Origin of the sequence: Shewanella olleyana (assembly GCF_023283825.1) — a bacterium.
Taxonomy (GTDB): Bacteria; Pseudomonadota; Gammaproteobacteria; order Enterobacterales; family Shewanellaceae; genus Shewanella; species Shewanella olleyana.
In genome coordinates this window covers 1-3,783 of the sequence record NZ_JAKILD010000059.1, presented here as the reverse complement: position 1 = coordinate 3,783, position 3,783 = coordinate 1, and the positions used below count along the sequence as shown (strand labels likewise).

The following is a 3,783-nucleotide window of genomic DNA, read 5'->3' as shown; positions in this document are numbered from 1 at the left end:
TTTTACACGCGTTTATGCTGCGTTATTGATTTTGAAAAGGGAATAACCATTACCCGCAATCAATGCCTTGCCTAAACGCGTGTAAATTCTTGCTGAAATCGAGTATCTTCAAGTTGTTTGGGTATATATCTTGGGGCAAGTATAAAGGGCAATTATTTCATTGATGATGTTGGAATTGCTTTTTTTGATTTAATGTTAAGGGGTACTGGATTATCACTTATGAAGGGAAGCAACAAAAAGCCCGCGTGATGCGGGCTTTACATTATTGATTGTTATATCAAGGGGTAGAATTAAAGCTCAACGTTAATCCACACTAAACGGTGATCTGAAGAAACTGACTTTCCGCCGCCTCCCCAGTTACCAACACGTTCATCGTTCATCATTAAGCGACCTTCTTCAAAAGTTGCAGGCCAGAATACACCTGAGTCGGTTACATTTAAGTCACTTGATGGGATAACGTGGTCTAAACGTAAACCTGAAGTGCTAGTCACAAGATCTGGGTACTTAGTGCCCCAGTTTTCTGCTTTACACTCACCATTAGACAAACATTCTGGGCCACCTAAACTGCTAGGTGCATATATGCCATGGGTGGCTAATTGGTTAACTTGGTCGCTATACATTAAATCTTTGATGGTATCTAAGTAACCGTCACCTGATTCAGGATCTGCATTTAAATCACCTAAAATAACAAATGAAGCATCATCGTCGATGCCGCCTTTATTACCCGCATCATCGTAAATGTAGCTACCTTCACCTGAGGTGTAGTCATCCCAGAATTTGATTTCAGCACGGTTAAGTAACTTATTGTTTTCAGTGACTGTATCGAAAATCGGTGGGGTTGGGTGAGACATCAGAATGTGAATCACTTTGTCGCCATCATCAGTTGGAATGATGATTGGTGCGTCTACGTGGTTTTTAGACGACATTGGCTTTTCTGCCCAAGCTTCTGCGCTGTACCATTCATCGCCACAAGCCATACCTTCTGGGATTGGGTTGTTTTCATCTTCACAGTTGATGATAGTTGGGTTAGCTTCACCTGGCATGTCTTTCCATTTAAAGTCTTGGAAAGTACGGATGTTATCAGTATCGATTGGGTACTGAGATAATAAGCTAAATGCATATTGGCCATGGTAGAAACCAAAGCCCCAAGCATCATCAGGTAGAGCAACCTTACCATCATGGTTTAAGTCGTGGCCGCTTAGTAAGCCTGTATTAGTGGCAAAGTTTTCAAAGTAACCAAATTGAATTGGCTCAAGTGCTTTAAATTCATCAGCTGTTGAACCTAACGCATTTTGTGGAACAGAAAGGTAGTTTAAACGGAAACCTTGGATGGCTTGCTGATCTTCAGCCGTGCCGTCGTTATTGAATTCCCCCATCCATAACACTGCTGGGCGCTCTGTTTGAATAATGGCTGCTACATTACGGATTTGAATGATTTTTTCGGCAACTGCAAGTTCTTCATCAGTTAAGGTTCCTTCAAACCATTTGTCCATTAACTCATCTTGAGCTGCAACGGTCAGTGTCATTTCAGCTATAAGATCTGTAAAAGTACTTCTGTCAAAAGAAAGGTTAAAAGCACCGATGCGCACATCGGTAGTTTCTGGCGTTGGCTCGCCAGGGTAATAGTTATTGGTCTCGTCATTACAACCCGCGAGTAATGCTACGCTGACAGCTAATGCTGCAGCCGTTTTTAATACTTTCATTTAAAACCCCTTTTTTATTTTATATGCCTCCTTTACTGGAAGCTGAGGCTGATTTTATACATGCAAATAACCTGCTCCAAATAAAACAAACTACTGTAAATAACTTGTGTGTTTTTAGCTTGGTAAGTTCTTTATTTGTTTTGTTTTAGGTTTGCCTGGGTTGTTTAATTGTTTACTTTTGTGGTGTTTATTAAGAGGTGCTTAATTTGCTATTGGATGGGCTAGTCGTTTTTTCTGGGGAGTGTGAGACGCTTTGAGCTACACCGATAACATATACCCAAACAACCTGAAGATACGTGTTTCAGAGCTTCACCGTGTTTTCAATACTAGGCGCGTTAATGCGGTAATGTAGGTACCTTATAAATTAGCGCAACAACGTAGTGGGAACACGGTGAAACTCCCTGAGGGCAAGTTTTACACGCGTTTATGCTGCGTTATTGATTTTGAAAAGGGAATAACCATTACCCTCAATCAATGCCTTGCCTAAACGCTTGTAAATTCTTGCTGAAATCGAGCATCTTCAGGTTGTTTGGGTATAGGTATTAATTTGTGTGTTTGGCGTTATTAAAATTAAAAGCCCGCGTGTTGCGGGCTTTTCGTTTTGAACGTTTTTATATGGGGTTGTTTACCCGCTTAAAGGAGCTTATTCCCCTTTTTGAAAACTAAGCTCAGTGGTACTTTCAACTGAAGCGGCAATATCGGCTTCAGTAAATAACAACGGACGGAACTGCTTTTCAGTTGAATACAGCACACTTTGGTCAGCAAATGATGGGCTCAAGATATTACTAGATTCTGAGTAAGTTAAAATCCCTTTTGCCACAGGGCCATCATCGGTGAAGCTCACCGCCATCATCCAGCTTGAGCCGTAGCGAATATGGAGTTTTCATTCCTTAGCCTGATGATATCTGCTTATTTTATTTGGTATTACTTGTTTTTATTCCTACTGTCAGCTCATTAAAAACGATAACCAAAGTTTAATGTCATTGAATTCCGAGTTTTACCTTTGTTGTACAGAAATGTGAGCATGTAGTTTCGACCGATTTCTTTGTTGAAGCCGATCATATAAGCCTCTTCGGTTAAATTGGCACCCACATCGTAAGAGAAGGGCTGTCCACCGATTTCAATCTGACTGACTTCACCACGGAAATAGGGCTTAACAATTTGGTACTCCATGCCAACAAAAAGCTGAGTACGATAATCAACCCAGTTGTAACCAATCATAGGTTGTATAGTGACGATAGGGTCTCCCCAATCAGTTTCGCCCTCAAGTCGAGTAATGGCGTAACCGGCTGTAGCTGAAGCGAACAGGTTTTTGTAACCAACTGACAAGGTTGCTCCTGCAGATAACACGTCATATTGTAAATTCAGCGGTAAATCGATGTTTCCGCTCTGACACAATACAGAAACTTCTTCACAAAAGGCGTCGCCAAGATGTGGAAGGCGGTCGTTAAGTTTATCTCGGATTGTATTGCCAAGTTCGCCATTGTATTCACCCTTTGCATGTCCATCCAGGTTCAGCTTGCCTACGAGTGCGTATATGTTAAGAAATGGCAGTAAATAAACATCGCCTCGAAGCCCAATAGTCTCGGCATTAACCTGTGCAACAGTTGAACCAGGCTCGAGAATGCTATCTAGGCTCTGGTTCATGATATTGATGTCGCTGAGGCCAAAGTTCATGTTTTGGTTACGGTAGACGAGTGAAACACCGTAAGGTTGCGGTAAATCGATTCCTTGCCTGCGAACGGCATCGCCCATTAATGGCAAAACACTGCCGAGTTTTACCTCTTTTTTAGTCAATGAATGACTAGAAAACGCATCGAATTCATCTTGATTAATGATTTCAACTTGTCCTTGTCGATCAATGTACTTAATGGGTGTCACTATCGTTAAGGCGGAATACTGTTTATTATCTTTCTTGGTTTTTCCGCTTGCCGTTATGCGCTTTTCCTTCATAACACTTTTGCCATGACGGTCTTGGTTAAATTGTATTTCTTGTTGATAATGCTCAATATTAACGTTTTCATATTCAAACGGACTACTGTTAACAATACGAATCGAAAGCGGTTGACCATTTTGGGCG

General features: G+C 41.3%; 1 protein-coding gene and 2 pseudogenes. All 3 read right to left on the bottom strand.

Features of this window, described 5'->3' with window-relative positions; all coding sequences use genetic code 11:
* Positions 1-290: 290 nt before the first annotated feature.
* Positions 291-1,703, bottom strand: a complete 1,413-nt coding sequence (locus L2735_RS19775) for an endonuclease/exonuclease/phosphatase family protein (protein WP_248986300.1) — start codon at positions 1,701-1,703, stop codon at positions 291-293.
* A 643-nt stretch (positions 1,704-2,346) separates the two neighbouring features.
* Positions 2,347-2,577 (bottom strand): annotated as a pseudogene (locus L2735_RS19770) (penicillin acylase family protein); the annotation flags it as partial.
* A gap of 80 nt (positions 2,578-2,657) precedes the next feature.
* A pseudogene (locus L2735_RS19765) lies at positions 2,658-3,783 on the bottom strand (hypothetical protein); the annotation flags it as partial.

What these genes read in the sequence shown, in the direction of transcription:
- L2735_RS19775 (WP_248986300.1), bottom strand. Translation starts at nt 1,703, where the DNA reads ATGAAAGTATTAAAAACGGCTGCAGCATTAGCTGTCAGCGTAGCATTA.